General features: G+C 72.2%; 11 protein-coding genes. 2 read left to right on the top strand and 9 right to left on the bottom strand.

Features of this window, described 5'->3' with window-relative positions:
• Window positions 1-70: 70 nt before the first annotated feature.
• From ACFZCY_RS20150 to ACFZCY_RS20115, 8 genes are all read right to left on the bottom strand, one after another.
• Complete coding sequence (locus ACFZCY_RS20150; RefSeq protein WP_391174667.1) at window positions 71-1438, bottom strand: ThuA domain-containing protein; 1368 nt, start codon at window positions 1436-1438, stop codon at window positions 71-73.
• Between the two features lie 76 nt (window positions 1439-1514).
• Entirely contained in the window at window positions 1515-3956 is a 2442-nt protein-coding gene (locus tag ACFZCY_RS20145) for a PQQ-dependent sugar dehydrogenase (protein WP_391174665.1), read from the bottom strand.
• 306 nt (window positions 3957-4262) lie between these two features.
• Window positions 4263-5264, bottom strand: a complete 1002-nt coding sequence (locus ACFZCY_RS20140) for a TIM barrel protein (RefSeq protein ID WP_391174662.1) — start codon at window positions 5262-5264, stop codon at window positions 4263-4265.
• 13 nt (window positions 5265-5277) lie between these two features.
• Entirely contained in the window at window positions 5278-6459 is a 1182-nt protein-coding gene (locus tag ACFZCY_RS20135; RefSeq protein WP_391174659.1) for a Gfo/Idh/MocA family oxidoreductase, read from the bottom strand.
• Window positions 6460-6503: 44 nt separating this feature from the next.
• Window positions 6504-7559, bottom strand: a complete 1056-nt coding sequence (locus ACFZCY_RS20130) for a substrate-binding domain-containing protein (protein WP_391174656.1) — start codon at window positions 7557-7559, stop codon at window positions 6504-6506.
• A complete protein-coding gene (locus ACFZCY_RS20125; RefSeq protein WP_391175907.1) occupies window positions 7556-8548 on the bottom strand; it encodes an ABC transporter permease in 993 nt (330 codons plus the stop codon). Before ACFZCY_RS20125 ends, ACFZCY_RS20130 begins: the two co-directional genes overlap by 4 nt.
• 50 nt (window positions 8549-8598) lie before the next feature.
• A complete protein-coding gene (locus tag ACFZCY_RS20120; RefSeq protein WP_391174652.1) occupies window positions 8599-10152 on the bottom strand; it encodes an ATP-binding cassette domain-containing protein in 1554 nt (517 codons plus the stop codon).
• 383 nt (window positions 10153-10535) lie between these two features.
• Complete coding sequence (locus tag ACFZCY_RS20115) at window positions 10536-11717, bottom strand: ROK family protein (protein ID WP_391174649.1); 1182 nt, start codon at window positions 11715-11717, stop codon at window positions 10536-10538.
• 200 nt (window positions 11718-11917) lie between these two features.
• Between ACFZCY_RS20115 and ACFZCY_RS20110 the strand changes: the two genes are divergently transcribed.
• Window positions 11918-12205, top strand: a complete 288-nt coding sequence (locus ACFZCY_RS20110; protein WP_391174646.1) for a ribosomal protein L7/L12 — start codon at window positions 11918-11920, stop codon at window positions 12203-12205.
• Window positions 12206-12232: 27 nt separating this feature from the next.
• Here ACFZCY_RS20110 and ACFZCY_RS20105 read toward each other — a convergent pair whose 3' ends face one another.
• On the bottom strand, window positions 12233-12910 hold the full coding sequence (locus ACFZCY_RS20105; protein WP_391174643.1) for an FCD domain-containing protein: 678 nt from the start codon (window positions 12908-12910) through the stop codon (window positions 12233-12235).
• Window positions 12911-13064: 154 nt separating this feature from the next.
• Between ACFZCY_RS20105 and fdhD the strand changes: the two genes are divergently transcribed.
• Window positions 13065-13925, top strand: a complete 861-nt coding sequence (gene fdhD, locus ACFZCY_RS20100) for a formate dehydrogenase accessory sulfurtransferase FdhD (RefSeq protein WP_391174639.1) — start codon at window positions 13065-13067, stop codon at window positions 13923-13925.
• Window positions 13926-13933: the final 8 nt, after the last annotated feature.

Here is a 13933-nt window from a genome sequence, read left to right as displayed (position 1 = left end):
CCCCGCCGCCTGACGCCGCCCTACGGCTCCCCTCGGGCCGATGGGCGGCCGATCAGGACCGGTCAGGTGGTCAGGACGGCAGTTCCTTGACGCGGATGTCGCGGAACGCGACCGCGTCGCCGTCCCCGTGGTTCTGGATGCCGATATAGCCGCTGCGCAGGCTGCGCACCGGGTCGTGGTTGGTGAAGTCGTTGATCCGTACGCCGTTGAGCCAGACCTGGAGCCGTTCGCCGCGCACCCGGATCTCGTACGTGTTCCACTCCCCCGGCGGGTTCAGCGCCGCGTCCCGCCGGGCGAGGTCGGCGGACTGGAAGCCGTACACCGCGCCGGTGGTCTTCTCCGGGGCGTCCGTCGCGTCGATCTGGATCTCGTAGCCGCGGTCGACCGCCGACCAGGGGTCGTCGGAGGCGGGGAAGCCGACGAAGACACCGGAGTTGTCGTCCCCGGAGGCCCCGGACATGCGCCAGTCCAGCTTCAGCGAGTACGAGCCCAGCTCGCGCGCCTCGTACCAGAGCAGGCCCATGCCGCCCGTCGAAGTGAGGGTGCCGGTGGCCGGGTCGAGGGTGAAGCCGCCGGGCCCGGCCTGTTTCCAGCCCGCCACCGACGTGCCGTCGAACAGGGACCGGTAGCCGCGCTCCGGGCGGCAGTCGGCGCGGGCGGCGCCGGTGGCGTAGCGGATGCCGCCGAGCAGGTGCTGCCGGAAGGCGGGGTCGGCGTAGGACTCCTTGGTGTGGCCGAGGCCGGTGTAGAAGGCGCGGCCGCCGCGGGAGTCCTGGCACCAGGAGATGGGGTGGTCCTCGCCCATCCCGCCGCCCTCGTACGAGGTCTCGTCGAGGGTGGCGAGGATGTGGGCCCGGTCGCGCGGGTTGCTTCGGTAGTCGTACCACTCGTCGGTGCGCTGCCAGGCCGCGCCCAGGTGCGCGGTGGCCGGGTGGGCGCGGTCCTCGACGGCGAGAGTGGCCTGCTGGATCGCGGGGTGGGTCTTGAAGTACGCGCCGACGAGGCCGCCGTAGAACGGCCAGTCGTACTCGGTGTCGGCGGCCGCGTGCACCCCGGCGTAGCCGCCGCCCGCCCGGATGTAGCGCTCGAAGGCGGACTGCTGCTCGGCGTCGAGGACATCGCCGGTGGTGGAGAGGAAGACGACGGCGTCGTAGCGGGCCAGGCTGGCGCGGGTGAAGGCGGCGGCGTCCTCGGTGGCGTCGACGGCGAAGCCGTGCTGGGCGCCGAGCTCCCGGATGGCGGCGATGCCGTCGGGGATCGCGTCGTGGCGGAAGGCGGCCGTCTTGGAGAAGACGAGGACGCGGTCCTCACCTGGGCCGGAGGCCGCCGCCGGGGGGAGGGCCGTGGCGGCGAGCAGCAGGGCGGCCACGGCGGACGTGCGGAGAAGTGGGAAACGGAAGCGGAAGCGGGGTGTGCGTCTGGAGCGGTGCGGGGGCATGGGCGGGTACTCCTTCCTCCGGGTGCGGGCCCGGTCCCGGGGCGGGCGTGCCGCCCCGGGACCGGACCGTGGGCGGTCAGCCGGTGCCGATGGTGAAGTCGTCCACGTCGTACAGCGCTCCCGCACCGCCCTTGAAGACGAGGTAGAGCGTGGTGGTACGGGCCGGGGGCTTCCGCAGCACCGTCTTGACCTCCTGGAACGTCTCCCAGTCGCCGGTCACCGGCACGGTGGCCCGGCCCAGCAGCTGCCCGGTCGGGGAGCCGGTGCGCACTTCGAGGGTGCCGCCCGCGCCGGCGGAGGAGACGCGTGCGGTGAAGTCCTTGGCGTTGCCGAGGAGGTACGGGGTGAAGGCGATCCAGTCGCCGTTGTCGATGTTGCCGACCGTCTTGCCGCCGCCTGCCGGGGCGTGGTTGATGACGTCGACGCCCTGGGAGTCGCCGTAGTGCTCGGCCTGGCGGTGCCGGGGCTGGACGACGTTCTGGTCGTGGGTGGTCAGCGGCGGCTGGCCGCCCCCGCCGTTGTCGGTGTACTCGGCGTCGAAGACCCCGAAGATGTTGGCGTTGGGGTCGTGTTCGCTGTCGGCGCTGGTCTTGAGCGTTCCGGAGCAGCCGGTGGCCGAGGTGATGGGGTGGCCGTGGCTGTCGTGGCCGAGGACATGGGTGACCTTGACCTTGGCGCAGTCGATGGTGCGGTCCTCGGGGTCGGTCACCTTCACCTTGAACGGGACCTCGTCGCCGAAGGTGAACAGCTGGCCGTCGCCGGGCAGTTGCAGCGTCACCTTGGGGGCGGTGTTGCCGACCGTGAGGTGCACGCCGGCGCTGCCGCTGCGGCCGGAGGGATCCGTGGCGGTGACGGTGGCGGTGTAGGTGCCGTTCTTGGTGTACCGATGGGTGGGGTTGGGGGCGGTGGAGGTGTGGCCGTCGCCGAAGTCCCAGCGGTACGTGAGCGTGTCGCCGTCGGCGTCGGCGGTGCCCGCCGAGCTGAACGCGACCTTCATGGGCGCCTTGCCGGACGTACGGTCGGCGGCGGCCTCGGCGATCGGCGAGTATCCGCCGGTGGCGTTCTCGATGCGGTAGAGCGCGGAGTGCTCGTCACCGTTGAAGTAGCCGAGGCCGTAGTCGAGGACGTACAGCGCGCCGTCCGGGCCGAAGGCGGAGTCCATGACCTGGGTGCCGGTCCACGGGAAGTCGTTGATCTTCTGCACGGTGCCGTCCGGGCCCTGCTCGATCCGCTTGATCCACTCGCGGCCGAACTCGCCCGCGAAGAAGTCCCCGTCATAGGCTTCCGGGAACTTGACCGGGGAGTCGAGCGAGGCGTCGTAGCGGTAGACCGGGCCGGCCATCGGCGACTCGGAGCCGGTGCCGAACTCGGGCACCGAGTCGCCGTCGTACGGGATCCAGGCGGGCTGGGCGGGCGGCAGCTCGGTCAGCCCGGTGTTGTGCGGCGAGGTGTTCTCCGGCGCGGCGCAGTCGAAGGCGGGTCCGGAGGTGCCGGTGGCGAAGTCGTAGTCCAGGTACGGCTTGTTGTCGGCGACGCAGAACGGCCAGCCGAAGTTGCCGGGCTTGGTGACGCGGGCGAACTCGACCGCGCCGCCCGGGCCGCGCTTGGGGTCGGCGGCGCCCGCGTCCGGACCGTAGTCGCCGACGTAGACCGTGCCGGTCGGCTTGTCGACGCTCATCCGGAACGGGTTCCGGAAGCCCATCGCGTAGATCTCGGGGCGGGTCTTGTCGGTGCCGGGCGGGAAGAGGTTGCCGTCCGGGACGGTGTACGAGCCGTCCGCCGCCACCTTGATCCGCAGGATTTTTCCGCGCAGGTCGTTGGTGTTGCCCGCGGAGCGGCGGGCGTCGTAGGCGGGGTTGCGGTCGGGGCGCTCGTCGATGGGGGTGAAGCCGTCGGAGGCGAACGGGTTGGTGTCGTCGCCGGTGGAGAGGTAGAGGTTGCCGTCGGCGTCGAAGTCGATGTCGCCGCCGACGTGGCAGCAGATGCCGCGGGCGGTGGGGACCTCCAGGACCTTCTTCTCGCTGCCGGTGTTCAGGGTGCCGTCGGGATCGAGGGTGAAGCGGGAGAGGCGGTTGACGCCGTCGAACGTGGCGAAGTCGGCGGCCGTGCCGTTGTTGGGGGCGTCGCCGGTGGGGGTGTCCAGCGGGGGTGCGTAGTAGAGGTAGATGGCGCGGTTCTGCTGGAACCCGGGGTCGATGCCGACGCCCTGGAGCCCCTCCTCGTCGTGTGAGTAGACCGGGAGCTTGCCGGACACCTTGGTGTCGCCGGCCGCGTCGGTCAGGCGCAGGGTGCCGTCGCGGGAGGTGTGCAGCACCGAGCGGTCGGGGAGGACGGCGAGCGACATGGGCTCACCGGTCTCGACCTCGCCCTTGGCGAGCGTGACCTGCTGGAACTTCTCCTCCGCCTGCTCTGCGCCCGCTTGTGCGGGGGGTGCGGTGAACGCGAGCCCCGCGCCCACGAGCAGGGAGCTCGTGAGGAGCGCGAGGGAGCCGCGCAGTCCATGCCGTTTCCTGTGCACGCTGATCCTCCGGGGAAAGAGGGGGGTGTACGGACGGGGGCCGTTGGCCGCCCGGCCTGGCACAGGCGCGCGCCGTCGCGCCGTTCGGTGACCGGTTCGGGGTGAGGGGGCCCGTGTGACCGGTACATCTCAAGGACGGTAGCGGGGTTTGTCCGGTTCGGAAACCCCTTTGACGTGGAGTGGGTTGGCTTGGTCCGCGGGGAGGACAAAGCCGAGGGGGCCGGCGCGGGGGCGTTTCCCCCGCCCCGCCCCTTCCCGCGGCATCCGATGTGCCGCTCCGCCGCGTGGCGGGGCAGGCCCGGCTGGTCAGTCGCCGCCGAAGGCGGCGTCGAAGGAGGCCGTCGGGGGGTCGAAGTCGTAGGACTTCAGGTGGCGCAGGGCCTCGGGGGCGCCCGTGAGGCGGTCCATGCCCGCGTCTTCCCACTCCACCGAGACCGGGCCGTCGTACGCGATGGAGCGCAGCATGCGGAACACGTCCTCCCAGGGCACGTCGCCGTGGCCGGCGGAGACGAAGTCCCAGCCGCGGCGGGGGTCACCCCAGGGGAGGTGGGAGCCCAGGCGGCCGTTGCGGCCGTCGAGGCGGCGGCGGGCCTCCTTGCAGTCGACGTGGTAGATCCGGTCGCGGAAGTCCCACAAGAAGCCGACCGGGTCCAGGTCCTGCCAGACGAAGTGGCTGGGGTCGAAGTTGAGGCCGAAGGCGGGGCGGTGGCCGACGGCTTCGAGGGCGCGGTGGGTCGTCCAGTAGTCGTACGCGATCTCGCTCGGGTGGACCTCGTGGGCGAAGCGCACTCCCTCGGCGTCGAAGACGTCCAGGATGGGGTTCCAGCGGGTCGCGAAGTCCTCGTAGCCACGGTCGATCATGCCGGGTGGCACCGGCGGGAACATGGCGACCAGGTGCCAGATGGACGAGCCGGTGAAGCCGATGACGGTGCGCACCCCGAAGGCGGCCGCGGCGCGGGCGGTGTCCGCCATCTCGGCGGCGGCACGCTGCCGTACGCCTTCCGCGTCGCCGTCGCCCCAGATGCGGGCGGGGAGGATGGCCCGGTGGCGTTCGTCGATGGGGTGGTCGCAGACGGCCTGGCCCACCAGGTGGTTGGATATCGCCCAGCACTGGAGGCCGTACTTGTCGAGGAGTTGGCGGCGGCCGTCGAGGTAGCCGGGTTCGCCGAGGGCGCGGTCGACCTCGAAGTGGTCGCCCCAGCAGGCGAGTTCGAGGCCGTCGTAGCCGAAGTCGCGGGCGTGGCGGCAGACCTCCTCCAGCGGCAGGTCCGCCCACTGGCCGGTGAAGAGGGTGAAGGGTCTGGGCATGCGGGCCTCCTCCTCAGGCGGGCACGGGGGTGTAGACGGAGTTCTTCTCGGCGCTCTCCTCGACCGCGGCCAGCACCCGCTGCACCTGGAGCCCGTCCTCGAAGGACGGCTCGGGGTCCGTTCCGGTGGCGATGGCCGCCACCATGTCGCGCGCCTGGTGCACGAAGGTGTGGTCGTAGCCGAGGGCGTGGCCCGGGGGCCACCAGGCCTCCAGGTAGGGGTGGTCGGGCTCGGTGACCAGGATGCGGCGGAAGCCGGAGTCGGCGGCGGGTGCGGTGTGGTCGTGGAAGGACAGCTCGTTGAGCCGTTCGAGGTCGAAGGCGAGCGAGCCGTGGTCGCCGTTCAGCTCGATGCGCAGGGCGTTCTTGCGCCCGGCGGCGAAGCGGCTGGCCTCGAAGGATGCCAGCGCGCCGGAGGCGAGGCGGCCGGTGAACAGGGCCGCGTCGTCGACGGTGACCGGGCCGCGCGCGGCCGCCGCGCCGGGGCCCTCGGCGACGAGCGGACGTTCCCGTACGAAGGTCTCGGTGAGCGCCGAGACGCCGACCAGCCGTTCCCCCGCCAGGTACTGCGCGAGGTCCACGATGTGCGCCCCGAGGTCACCGAGCGCGCCGGAGCCCGCCAGTTCCCGGCGCAGCCGCCACACCAGGGGGAATTCCGGGTCCACGATCCAGTCCTGGAGGTAGCTGACCCGTACGTGGCGTAACACGCCGATCCGGCCGTCGGCCACCATGCGGCGGGCCTGCGCGATCGCGGGCGTACGACGGTAGTTGAAGCCCACCATCGCCCGCTGTCCGCGCATCCGGGCCCGGCGTGCCGCGTCGGCCATGGCCTCCGCCTCGGCGACGGAGTTGGCGAGGGGCTTCTCGCACAGCACGTGCTTGCCCGCCTCCAGCGCGGCGATCGCGATCTCGGCGTGGCTGTCGCCGGGGGTGCAGACGTCGACCAGCTGCACATCGTCCCGGGCGATCAGGGCGCGCCAGTCGGTCTCGGCGGCCGCCCAGCCGTGTTTGTCCGCGGCGGCGCGCACGGCGTCCGGGTCGCGGCCGCAGATGGCGGCCATGGCCGGGCGGAGGGGGAGGTCGAAGACGCGGCCCGCGGTGCGCCAGCCCTGGGAGTGGGCGGCGCCCATGAAGGCGTAGCCGACCATGCCGATGCCGAGGCCGTGGGCTCCGTGTTGCGCTTCGGGGTGTTCCATGTGGCTCCTCTCAGATCGCGGCGGATGCGAGGTGGAGATGGGGCCTAGCTGAATCCGGTGGGCAGGTACTGGTCCACGTTGTCCTTGGTCACGACGGCCGAGTAGAGGGTGAGGGAGGCGGGGATCTCCAGCTCGGCCAGGCCCCCGACGCCCTTGCCCTGGCCGAGCGCGCGGGCCAGGTCGATGGCGGAGGCGGCCATCGTCGGCGGGTACAGGACGGTGGCCTTCAGGACGGTGTTGTCGGCCTTGATGGCGTCCATGGCGCGCTTGGCGCCCGCGCCGCCGACCATCAGGAAGTCGTCGCGCCCGGCCTGCTGGATGGCGCGTTCGGCGCCGACGCCCTGGTCGTCGTCGTGGTTCCACAGGGCGTCGAAGCCGGAGTGGGCCTGGAGCAGTTGGGCCATCTTCGACTGGCCGGACTCGACGGTGAATTCGGCGGCCTGGCGGCCGACCTTCTTGATGTTGGGGTAGTTCTTGAGGGCGTCGTCGAAACCGGCCGTGCGCTGGCGGGTCAGCTCCAGGTTGTCCAGCCCGGCCAGCTCCACCACCTTGGCGTTCTTCTTCCCCTTGAGCTGTTCGCCGATGTAGCGCCCGGCGTTGAGCCCCATGCCGTAGTTGTCGCCGCCGATCCAGCAGCGGTACGCCTGCGGGGAGGCGAAGACGCGGTCGAGGTTGACGACGGGGATGCCCGCCTTCATCGCCTTCAGCCCGACCTGGGTGAGCGCCTTGCCGTCGGCGGGCAGGATGACCAGGACGTCGACCTTCTTGTTGATGAGGGTCTCGATCTGGCCGATCTGCTGGGCGGTGTCGTTGGAGCCCTCGGTGGCCACCAGGGTGACGTCCTCGTACTCTTTGGCGCGCCGTTCGGCCTGCTCGTTGATGGCGTTGAGCCAGCCGTGGTCGGCCTGCGGCCCGGCGAAGCCGACGGTGACCTTCTTGCCGGGCTTGGTGTCGGCGCCGGCCGCGGGCTGCTTGCCCTCGTCCTTGTTGTCGTTGTTCTCGTTGCTGGTGCAGCCCGCCGCGAACAGCGCGCCCGCCGCGGCGGTGCCCAGGAGGAGGTTTCTCCGGCTGGGAGTGGTGTTTCCCGGGGTGTGGTTCATGACGTCGAACGACCCTTCTGTACCAGGACGGCGGCGACGATGATCGCGCCCTTGGCGATCTGCTGGACATCGCTCTGGAGGTTGTTCAGGGCGAAGAGGTTGGTGATGGTGGTGAAGACGAGGACGCCGAGGACGGAGCCGGTGATGGTGCCGCGGCCGCCGCTGAGCAGGGTGCCGCCGATGATGGCGGCGGCGATGGCGTCGAGTTCGTACAGGTTGCCGTTGGTGTTCTGGCCGGAACCGGTGAGGACGACCAGCATGAACGCGGCGATGCCGCAGCACAGCCCGGACAGCAGGTACAGCAGCAGCCGCTGGCGCCGTACGTCGATGCCCGCGAGCCGGGCCGCCTCCGGGTTGCCGCCGATGGCGACGGTGCGCCGTCCGAAGGTCGTACGGCCCAGCAGCAGCCAGCCGAGGACCGTGGCCGCGGCGAAGATCATCACCAGCGGCGGGACGCCCAGGACGTAGGAGTCGCGGAGCCCGAGGTCCAGGACCGGCTTGACGTTCACGACCTGCGTCTTGCCGTCGCTGATCTGCAGCGCGAGGCCGCGCGCCGAGGCCAGCATCGCGAGGGTGGCGATGAACGGCACCATGCCGCCGTACGCGATGAGCACCCCGTTGACCAGGCCGCAGCCGAGCCCCACGAGCACGGCGCACAGCAGGATGCCGCCGAAGCCGTAGTCCTGGGTGGCGAGGGTGGTGGCCCACACCGAGGCGAGCGCGACGATCGCCCCGACGGACAGATCGATGCCGCCGCTGGTGATGACGAACGTGACGCCGACGGTGACGACGCCGATGACGGACGCCTGGGTGAGGACGAGTTGCAGATTGTCCGTGCTCAGAAACTCGTCGGGCTTGGTGATGCCGCCGACGATGGCGAGGGCGGCCAGCACGCCGAGGAGGGAGAGGTTGCGCAGGTCGGCGAGGCGTCTGAGGCCGCCGCCTGCCGTGCCGGGTGGGCGGGGGCCGGGCCCGGCCGCCTTGGTCAGCGTGGCCGCGGCGCCGGGGACGGCGTCGGCGCCCGTGTCTCCCGTTGAGTTCAGCACGACGGACTCCCTTCCATCACGAGATCGAGGACGCGGTGCTCGTCCAGTTCGCCCGCGGGCGCCGTATGCACCACACGCCCCTCGCGGAGCACCAGCACCCGGTCGGCGAGGCCGAGGACTTCGGGCAGTTCGCTGGAGACCAGCAGCACCGCCATGCCGTCGTCGGCGAGGCGGCGTATCACCGCGTACAGCTCGGCGCGGGCGCCGACATCCACCCCGCGGGTGGGCTCGTCCAGCAGCAGCACCCGGCAGCCGCGCAGCAGCCAGCGCGCGAGCACCGCCTTCTGCTGATTGCCGCCGGACAGCGTGCGCACCGGCCGCTCCGGGTCGTCCGGGTGCAGCGACAGATCGCGCACGCTCCGGCGGGCCGCGTCCCGCTCCGCGCCGCGGTCCAGCCATCCGGCCCGCGAGAAGCGGGCGAGGGAGGAGACGGAGACGTTACGGGTGACGGACTCCAGCATCAGCAGCGCCTGCGCCTTGCGCTCCTCGGGCGCCAGCCCGAGCCCGGCGCGCACGGCGGCGGTCACGCTGCCGGGGCGCAGCGGGCGGCCGTCGACCAGGACGCGGCCCGCGGTGGGGCGGCGGGCGCCGTAGACGGTCTCCAGGATCTCGGACCGGCCGGAGCCGACGAGTCCGGCGAGCCCCACGATCTCGCCGGGCGCCAGGTCGAGGTCGACGGGCTCGAACTCCCCCGCCCTGGCCAGCCCTTCGAGCCGCAGGAGGGGTTTCTCCTCCGCCCCGGGGGCCGGTGTGGCTCGGCGCGGGAACGCGTACTCGACGTCCCGGCCCGTCATCAGCGCGACGATGTCGCGGGTGGGCGTCGTACGGGCGGGCAGCCCGCGGGCGGCGGCGCGGCCGTCCTTCAGCACGGTCACGCGGTCGCCGATGCGGCGGATCTCCTCCAGCCGGTGCGAGATGTACACGACCGCCACGCCGCCGGTCGTGAGGTCGCCGACGATACGGAAGAGGTTGTCCACCTCGTCGGGGTCGAGCGCGGCGGACGGCTCGTCCATGACGATCAGCCGCACGTCGTGGGAGAGGGCGCGGGCCATCGACACGATCTGCTGTGCGGCGGCGGAGAGTTCGCCCACCAGCCGTCTCGGGTCGATCTCCGGGTGGCCGAGGCGGGCCAGCAGCTCGGCGGCGGTCGCCCGGGCGGCCCGGGACCGTACGAAGCCGGCGGTGGCGGGCTCATGGCCGAGGAAGATGTTCTCGGCCACGGACAGGCCTTCCACCAGGTCGAGTTCCTGGTAGATGGTGGCGATGCCGAGGCGCATGGCGGCGACCGGTGACTTCAGGACGACCGGGTTGCCCTGCCAGACGATCTCCCCGCCGTCCGGCTGATGGGCCCCGGCCAGCACCTTGATCAGCGTGGACTTGCCCGCGCCGTTCTGCCCCAGCAGGCAGTGCACCTCGCCCGCCTGGACGTCGAGGTCGACGCCGTCGAGGGCCCGTACGCCGGGAAAGGACTTGGTGATGCCGGACATGGTGAGCAGCGGGGGCGGGGGCGGTGACGGGGCTGGCTGATGCGGATCGGGTGGTGCCATGGCGAGCCTCCTCGGGCGGGTCGCTGTGGCGGGCTGCGGCTGGTGCTGCGTACGGTGCTCTCCCCCACCCCGGCCCGGGAGCCGGCCCCGGCTCCGGCCCCCGCTCCTCAATCGCCGGAGGAGCTGCCAGCGCCGGAGCCACGGCGCCCACCTGCGGCAGGTGCCCCCGGAAGACTCCGGGCGGCCCGGCCCGCCGAGAGCGCGGGCCCGCGCCACCGGATGCCCGGGGCGCCCGGCCCGGGCATCCGGGTATGGGGGGCCGGGGGCGGAGCCCCGGGGTGGGGAGGGGCGGGGTCGGGGAGAGACACGTCCGTGGGTTCACACGTGCTGCGCGCTGTGCCTCGGTACGGACCACGTCGGCGACGGCGGGCCGTAGGGGTGGGTCAGGCCGGGGAGAAGAGGTGGTCGCTGATCAGTCGGGCCGCGCCGGTGACCCCCGCGGCGGGGCCCAGTTCACCCAGCACGATGGGGAGGTTGCCGGTGGCGAGCGGAAGGGACTGGCGGTAGACCTGGGTGCGGATGGCGGCGAGGAGCGTATGGCCGAGGCCGGTGACGCCGCCGCCGATCACCACCAGGCCCGGGTTGAAGAAGCTGACGAGACCGGCGATGACCTGACCGGTGCGCATGCCGCCCTCGCGGATGAGTTCGAGGGCGGCGGCGTCACCGGCCGAGGCCGCCGCCGCGACGTCCGTGGCGGCGAGGTGCCCCGCGGCCTCCAGCCGCGCGGCGAGTTCGGCGGAGCGGCCGTCGAGGGCGGCGGCCTCGGCGTCGCGGGCGAGGGCCGCGCCGCCGAAGTAGGCCTCCAGGCAGCCGTGGTTGCCGCAGGCGCAGGGGCGGCCGTCGGGCTCGGCCTGGATGTGGCCGATGTCGCCCGCGCTGCCGGTCGTACCGCGGTAGACATCACCGGCGACCACGATGCCGCAGCCGATACCGGTGCCGATCTTGACGCAGAGGAAGTCCTTGACGGAGCGGGCGACTCCGGCGTGCTGCTCCCCCATGGCCATGAGGTTCACGTCGTTGTCGACCATGACGGGGCAGCCCAGTTCCTGGCTGAGTGCCTCCCGTACGGGGAAGCCGTCCCAGCCCGGCATGATCGGTGGCGCGACGGGCACGCCCTCGGGGTACCGGACCGGGCCCGGCACTCCGATGCCCGCGCCGTCGAACCCCTCCGCGACGCCGGAGGCGCGGAGCTTGGCGGCCATGGCCAGGACCTGTTCGAACACCGCGACCGGGCCCTCGCGGACGTCCATGGGCTGGGTGAGGTGGCCGAGAATCTCCAGTTCGGCGTTGGTCACCGCCACGTCGACGGACGTGGCGCCGATGTCGACGCCGAGCAGCCGCAGGGCGGGCGCGAGCCGTATGTTGTGCGAGCGGCGCCCGCCCCGTGAGGCGGCGAGCCCGTCGGCGATCACCAGTCCCGTCTCCAGCAGCCGGTCGATCTCGACGGCGAGCTTGGAACGCGACAGGTCGATCTGATCGCCCAGCTGGGCCCGGGAGTTGGGGCCGCCGTCGCGCAACAGGCGGAGCAGCCGGGCCTGATGCGCGTTCGCGGGTCGTGCCGTCATGCGCCTCACGCCGCCCCTCCCGCCGTCATCGGCATGCACATGGTCGGGCTTTCACGGGGAACGTAGCAGCGGTTGTCGGGGGTGGGAAGAACTTGCGCCGCAATCCATGCGGACTTTCTCCTGTGGAAGGACAAACTTACGGGCAGCCAGGGGCGATTTTCCGTCAGTCACCGTCGGCGCCACCCGCTAACATGCCGATCATGGAAATAGCGAGCTTCGCCACCCTCGTGGCCGTCATCGTGATCTACGGCGGCCTGGAAGCCCGTCTCAAGCGGATGGAACGCCGGGCCGCCCGGCTGGAGCGCAAGGCGGACCTGATCCTCGAGCACCTGGGTGTGCGTCAGGAGGAGCCGGGCATGGAGCGGGTGACCGCGTTGCTGCGCGAGAACAAGAAGATCCAGGCCATCAAGGCGTACCGCGAGATCACGGACGCCGATCTCAAGGAGGCCAAGGACGCGGTCGACCGCATGGACGGCACCCGCGGCTGAAGCCCGGGCGCCACGCGAAGGGCGTGGTCAGTCCCTCGGGCGCTCGTGGTAGCTGCGGCGCGTGTGCTCGGTGTGCGCGCGCATGATCTCCGTGGCGCGCCGCTCGTCGCGCGCGGCGATGGCGGCGATCAGCTCACGGTGCTCGATCCAGGACTGCTTGCCGCGCTGCCGGGCCACCGGGGTGTAGTACCAGCGGACCCGGCGGTGCACCTGGGCGGCCAGGTCCGCCAGCACCGCGTTCCCGGCGAGCGCCATCACCGTGGCGTGGAATTCGGCGTTCGCGGCCACGGCGCCGTCCACGTCGTCGGCCAGGACCGCCCGTTCACCCGTGGCGCACACCTCCTCCAGCGCCGCGACACCCTCCGGCCCCGCGCCCACGGCGGCCAGCCGCGCGGCCTCGGCCTCCAGCAGGGTGCGGACGGTGAGGAGCTGATCGGCCTCCTCCTCCGTGGGCTCGTGGACGAACGCGCCCTGCGCCGGGCGCAGATCGACCCATCCCTCGGTGTTGAGCCGCTGCAGCGCCTCGCGCACCGGCTGCCGCGAAACGCCGAGCTGGCCCGCCAGTTCGCTCTCGACGAGGTGCTGGCCGGGGCGGAGGGCACGGGTGGTGATGAGCTCGAGCAGGGCCTCGTAGACGCGCTCGCGCAGCGGCCCGGGCCGCTCCAGCCTCGGCACCGCACCCTGCGGCAGTCCCTTGGACAGCATGGCGCCCCCTGTGGATCGGTGTCGGCCGGATTCCCGGATTGGTTATTGTCTACAGTTTACGCACACCGTGGGCTACGGTCTTCAGGACCGCGTGCGGGACAATGAGACGTCCCAGCACGTACGGAAACCACGCACAGAACCGGGACTGATCGACATGGGACGGGTCACTGAGCGACGCCGCGTCATCCGCGTCCGCGACGGGGTGGTCGGCAGCCGCCCGGACACTCTGGTGGCCGAGGAGCCGCTGGAGATCCGGCTGAACGGCCGGCCACTGGCGATCACCATGCGCACACCGGGTGACGACTTCGCGCTGGCCGCCGGATTCCTGGTGAGCGAGGGCGTGCTCGGCAGCGCGGACGAACTGGCGAACATCGTCTACTGCGCGGGCGCCACCGAGGACGGCTCCAACACCTACAACGTGGTGGACGTGAAGCTCGCGCCGGGCGTGCCCGTCCCCGACATCACCCTCGAGCGCAACGTCTACACGACCTCGTCGTGCGGTCTGTGCGGCAAGGCCAGCCTGGACGCCGTCCGCACGACGGCGCGCTGGCGGCTGGACGAGCCGGCCGATCAGTACGCCCCGGTCCGTATCACCCCGGAGACCCTGACCGGCCTGCCCGAGCGGCTGCGCGCCGCCCAGCGGGTCTTCGACCGCACCGGCGGGCTGCACGCGGCGGCGCTGTTCACGCCGGAGGGCGAGCTGCTGGACATACGGGAGGACGTGGGGCGCCACAACGCGGTGGACAAGCTGGTCGGGCGGGCCGTCCAGCAGGGGTCGCTGCCGCTGTCCGGGGCCGTGCTGCTGGTGTCCGGCCGGGCCTCGTTCGAGCTGGCGCAGAAGGCGGTCATGGCGGGGATCCCGGTGCTGGCCGCGGTCTCGGCGCCGTCCTCGCTGGCCGTGGACCTGGCGAACGAGGCGGGGCTCACGCTGGTCGGCTTCCTGCGCGGCACGTCGATGAACGTGTACGCGGGCGAGCACCGGCTCGCCCTGCCGACGGCGGTCGGCGGGGCCTGACGGCCCGG

Source organism: Streptomyces sp. NPDC007983 (assembly GCF_042958345.1).
Lineage (GTDB): Bacteria > Actinomycetota > Actinomycetes > Streptomycetales > Streptomycetaceae > Streptomyces.
This window is presented reverse-complemented; position numbering and strand designations above follow the sequence as displayed.